Here is a 5,309-nt window from a genome sequence, read left to right on the forward strand (position 1 = left end):
TGGATGAGGATGGCGACTGGCACGGGCTGTACCTGATGGCGTTCAAGGACTCATTCAACAAATGGGAACCGATTGGGGGTTACGGCTACGAAAAACGCTGGCAGCCGATGACAGATCCTGATTTCCACTTGGGGCTGGGATTCACGGCGGGCGTCACTTTTCGAGATAACTGGAATTACCTCCCGATTCCGGTGCTTCTGCCACTGGCCTCGGTCAGCTATCAGCGATTGTCTTTCCAGGCGACCTACATTCCTGGAACCTACAATAACGGCAACGTATTCTTCGCCTGGCTGCGCTGGCAGTTCTAAGTTCTCAACGTGACATGCGGCTGACAATCGCGCTTTATTTGTTCGGTTGTCAACCGCATTGGTGAAAAATCGCGCGTAGAACTCATTTACAATAGCGGTTCCTGTTGAGTGCTATTTGAGTGAGTCATCCCGTGCCATTACTAATCATAACGACCATTCTGTGGGCCTTTTCCTTCAGCCTGATTGGCGAATATCTGGCGGGTCACGTCGACAGCTGGTTTTCGGTGCTGATGCGTGTCGGGCTTGCCGCCCTGATCTTCCTGCCTTTCCTGCGCTGGCGGGGCTACGCGCCGCGCGCGCTGCTGCTCTACCTGCTTGTGGGCGCCTGCCAGCTCGGCATCATGTATCTCTTCGCGTTTCAGGCCTATCTCTATCTCTCCGTGCCGGAATTCCTGCTATTCACCGTCATGACGCCGCTGTATGTGACGCTGATTTATGATCTTCTGAAACGGGAACCCCTGCGCTGGGGTTACGCGCTCAGTGCGTTGTTAGCCGTGGCGGGAGCAGCGGTGATTCGGTACGACGGCATTAGCGGACAGTTCTGGTGGGGGTTGTTGTTGGTGCAGGCGGCCAATGTTTTCTTCGCCATCGGACAGGTTGGCTACAAGCGGCTGATGGAGGTCTATCCCATGCCGCAGCACAGCGCATTCTCGTGGTTTTATCTGGGGGCGCTGGGCGTCTCGGCGGTGGCCTGGCTACTGTTCGGCAATGCACACAAGCTGCCGACGACCTCGGTGCAGTGGGGCGTACTGGTATGGCTGGGAATCGGGGCTTCCGGGATAGGTTATTTCATGTGGAACTACGGCGCGACGCAGGTGGATGCCGGAACGCTGGGCATTATGAACAACTTTCACGTTCCGGCGGGCCTGCTGGTCAATTTCGCGATTTGGCAGGAACGACCGCATTGGCCGAGCTTTATCGTCGGCTCGGCCGTTATTCTATCGTCGTTGTGGGTGCATCAGCGCTGGGTTGTGAAGCGTCCCGCACGAACGGCAGATGCGAACAGGCGTGCTGACGCGCCGAACGAATAAAGGCGTCAATGACCGGCTGACGCTGCTCGCCATCGCGCACGGCGGCGTACAGTCGGCTCCACAATCCTTTCCCCAGCGTTTTGGTGACGACCAGTCCTTGACGCTCGAAGCTTTCCACCACCCAGTGCGGCAGCGCGGCGATCCCCATATGGGCCGCCACCATTTGGATAAGTAGCAGCGTATTGTCTACACTCTTCAGCGCCGGGCTGACGCCCGCGGGCTGCAGGAAGTGGCGCCAGATATCCAGACGCTGGCGTTGCACGGGATAGATCATCAGCGTTTCCTCACTGAGATCTTCCGGGTCGATCTGCTCTTTGGTCGCCAGCGGATGGTCGGGGGACAGCACCAGTCGGACTTCGAAGTCGAACATCGGCGAATAGTGCAGACCACTGCGCGGCAAGATATCCGAAGTCATCACCAGATCCAGCGTTCCTTGCTGCAGAGCGGGCTGCGGGTCGAACGTCACGCCGGATTTGAAATCCATGGCGACCTGCGGCCAACTCTGATGAAAATTTTCTAGCGCCGGCGTCAGCCACTGAATGCAGCTATGGCATTCAATGGCCAGACGCAGCGTGGCCTGGTGAGGTTCGTGGCAGGCCTGTAGCGCTTGCTGAATTTGCGGCAGCACCTGCTCCGCCAACTGCAGCAGAATGTCTCCTTGCGGAGTGAATCGCAGCGGTTGGCTCTTACGGACGAATAGCCGGAATCCTAAACGTTGTTCCAGATCGCTAAATTGATGCGATAACGCGGATTGCGTTTGATGGAGCTGTGCAGCGGCGGCGGCTAACGATCCTGTATTGCGCAGCGCCAGCAGCGTCCGTAAGTGTTTAAGTTCGATCATGAGAGTCCTTCACAGTGACAGTGAATAAATTGCGCTTGTGCTTACTACACTACCTGCGGATTATGGATGTGTAAACATCTGGACGGCTAAATGGGAATTCAAGCATGGCAATTGTAAATCATACTCTCGGTTTTCCTCGCGTCGGCTTACGTCGTGAGTTGAAAAAAGCACAGGAAAGCTATTGGGCAGGGAACACCACCCAGGAAGAGCTGCTGACTGTTGGCCGCGATCTGCGCGCTCGTCACTGGCAGCAACAAAAGGATGCTGGCGTGGACCTGCTGCCGGTGGGCGATTTTGCCTGGTACGATCATGTATTAACCACCAGTCTGCTGCTCGGCAACGTGCCAGCGCGTCACCAGAATGCGGATGGCTCCGTCGATCTGGATACGCTGTTCCGCATCGGTCGTGGTCGTGCGCCAACCGGCGAACCGGCTGCCGCAGCGGAAATGACCAAGTGGTTCAATACCAACTACCACTACATGGTGCCTGAATTTACCCAAGGTCAGAGTTTTAAACTGACCTGGACGCAGCTGCTGGATGAAGTCGATGAAGCGCTGGCGTTGGGTCATAAAGTCAAACCCGTCCTGTTAGGGCCGGTTTCCTACCTGTGGCTGGGTAAAGTAAAAGGCGAGGCGTTTGATCGCCTGTCGCTGCTGAACGATATCCTGCCGGTCTACAAACAGGTTCTGGGCGAACTGGCGAAACGCGGCATCGAATGGGTACAGATCGATGAGCCTGCGTTGGCGCTGGAACTTGAAGACAAATGGCTGTCGGCATTCAAACCGGCCTACGATGCGCTGCAGGGTCAGGTGAAACTGCTGCTGACCACCTATTTCGATAGCATCGGCCAGAATCTGGATACCATCAAAGCGCTGCCGGTTCAGGGGCTGCACGTTGACCTGGTGCACGGTAAAGACGACGCCGCGGTGCTAAACGCTCAGCTGCCAGCCGACTGGGTGCTGTCTCTCGGCGTGATCAACGGCCGTAACGTTTGGCGTGCTGACCTCAGCACCTGGTTCGAACGTCTGCAGCCGCTGGTGGGCAAACGTACGCTGTGGATCGGTAGCTCTTGCTCGCTGCTGCACAGCCCAATCGACCTGAGCGTAGAAACGCGTCTCGATGATGAAGTGAAAAGCTGGTTTGCCTTCGCGCTGCAGAAATGTAGCGAGCTGTCACTGCTGACCACCGCGCTGAACAGCGGCGACGGTAAGCCGTTGGAAGCCTACAGTGCGCCAATCCGCGCTCGTCGCACTTCTACCCGCGTACACAATGCGGCGGTGGAAAAACGTCTGGCCGCGATTGTGGCGAAAGATAGCCAGCGTCAGCATCCTTATCCGCAGCGCGCTGAAGCTCAACGCGCTCGCTTCCAACTGCCGGCATGGCCGACGACGACCATTGGTTCATTCCCGCAGACCACAGAAATCCGTAGTTTGCGTCTGGACTTCAAACAGGGTCGTCTGGATGGTCAGAACTATCGCACAGGTATTGCCGAGCACATCAAACAGGCGATTACCGAGCAAGAACGTCTGGATCTGGATGTTCTGGTACATGGCGAAGCTGAGCGTAACGACATGGTGGAGTATTTCGGCGAACATCTGGATGGTTTCGTCTTTACGCAGAACGGTTGGGTACAGAGCTATGGCTCCCGCTGCGTGAAACCGCCGGTTATCATCGGTGACATCAGCCGCCCGGAACCCATCACCGTTGAGTGGGCGAAGTACGCGCAGTCCTTAACCAGCAAGCCGGTAAAAGGCATGCTGACCGGCCCTGTGACCATCCTGTGCTGGTCATTCCCGCGTGAAGACGTGAGCCGTGAAACCATCGCCAAACAGATTGCGCTGGCGCTGCGCGACGAAGTCGAAGATTTGGAAAAAGCTGGCATTGGCATCATCCAGATCGATGAACCGGCGCTGCGTGAAGGTCTGCCGCTGCACCGTTCCGACTGGAAAGCCTATCTGGAATGGGCGGTGGAAGCGTTCCGTCTGAATGCCGCGATTGCTCAGGATGACACGCAGATCCACACCCACATGTGTTACTGCGAGTTCAACGACATCATGGATTCCATCGCCGCGCTGGATGCCGACGTGATTACCATCGAAACCTCGCGTTCCGACATGGAGCTGTTGGAGTCGTTTGAAGAGTTCGAATACCCGAACGAAATCGGTCCCGGCGTTTACGATATTCACTCGCCGAACGTCCCAAGCGTGGAATGGATTGAAGCGCTGCTGCGCAAAGCCGCGGAATACGTCCCTGCCGATCGCCTGTGGGTGAACCCGGACTGTGGTCTGAAAACGCGCGGCTGGCCGGAAACGCGACAATCACTGGCTAACATGGTGCAGGCGGCTAAACGTCTGCGCGAAACGCAGGCCTGATCGCTGACGAGAGAGCCGTCCCGTCAGAGTCCCGGCACTTCGCCGGGACGCATCAGTCCAGCATAAGCCACATACTGGCCCATCATGACCTAACGGGGAAACAATCGTTTCCCCGTTTTTTTCCGCATCCTGACCGTTCAGTTCGCACCGTCTTCATCCTTCCTGCTCGCTCTTAGACTATGGTCAGATCTTCGATGTCAGAGGGGGACGGTCCATACAGCACGCATTCATCTTAACGGCGTAAGCCTGACGGCAAGCAAATCGGTTATAAACTGTGAAACCCCTTCTGCATGAACCACATGATAGCGTGAGGACGAACGAAGCCTGATGTCGGTTGGCAAAGCGCTGAGCCTTAACTCCCGCTTCTTACGATCGGCGTAGCAAGGCGCCCAGTTCCCCCAGAAACTGTTCTGCCACCCCGTCATTCAGTCGGTAGTAAACCCAGTTTTTTATCCGCTTAGGAATAACCAGTCCCGCTTTCGCCAGAACCTGCATATGAGTGGTAACGGTCGGCTGACTCAGACCGGTTTTGTCAGTGATGAAACTCACGCAGACGCCATCTTCAATCAGATCCCCATCACGCTGTGCAGGGAAATGTGCTTTGGGGTCCGCCAGCCAGCGAACAATCATCAGTCTGTGCCGGTTAGCGAGCGCATGTAAGACCTCCTGCAACTGTGGTTCTGTCTGCATAAACCCTTCTCTATTTCCTGTCTCTTATACACATCTCCGAGCCCACGAGACTAAGGCGAATATCGTA

5 protein-coding genes are annotated in these 5,309 nt (G+C 56.3%); 3 read left to right on the forward strand and 2 right to left on the reverse strand.

Translation table 11 applies throughout. The features are described from left to right. Both pagP and Q7O77_RS14330 read left to right on the forward strand, forming a co-directional pair. Window positions 1-308 (forward strand): lipid IV(A) palmitoyltransferase PagP (pagP, locus tag Q7O77_RS14325; protein WP_304168608.1); only part of this gene is annotated, 308 nt, incomplete at its 5' end. Window positions 309-439: 131 nt separating this feature from the next. Beyond that, a complete protein-coding gene (locus Q7O77_RS14330) occupies window positions 440-1,339 on the forward strand; it encodes a carboxylate/amino acid/amine transporter (protein WP_304168610.1) in 900 nt (299 codons plus the stop codon). Here Q7O77_RS14330 and metR read toward each other — a convergent pair. Next, window positions 1,242-2,180 carry an HTH-type transcriptional regulator MetR gene (gene metR, locus Q7O77_RS14335; protein WP_304168612.1) on the reverse strand — a complete coding sequence of 313 codons (939 nt, stop codon included), beginning with the start codon at window positions 2,178-2,180 and terminating at the stop codon, window positions 1,242-1,244. The two genes, Q7O77_RS14330 and metR, sit on opposite strands and share 98 nt — an antisense overlap. Before the next feature lie 104 nt (window positions 2,181-2,284). On the opposite strand from metR, the gene metE reads away from it, so the two are divergent. Further along, window positions 2,285-4,552, forward strand: coding sequence for a 5-methyltetrahydropteroyltriglutamate--homocysteine S-methyltransferase (gene metE / locus Q7O77_RS14340; protein WP_304168614.1), 2,268 nt, complete (start codon window positions 2,285-2,287; stop codon window positions 4,550-4,552). Between the two features lie 366 nt (window positions 4,553-4,918). Here the strand turns inward: metE and Q7O77_RS14345 are convergent, their stop codons facing one another. Beyond that, the gene (locus Q7O77_RS14345) at window positions 4,919-5,242 is read right to left on the reverse strand and encodes a helix-turn-helix transcriptional regulator (RefSeq protein WP_304168616.1); all 324 of its coding nucleotides are present in this window, start codon (window positions 5,240-5,242) and stop codon (window positions 4,919-4,921) included. Window positions 5,243-5,309: the final 67 nt, after the last annotated feature.

Origin of the sequence: Lonsdalea britannica (assembly GCF_946477055.1) — a bacterium.
Taxonomy (GTDB): domain Bacteria; phylum Pseudomonadota; class Gammaproteobacteria; order Enterobacterales; family Enterobacteriaceae; genus Lonsdalea; species Lonsdalea britannica_A.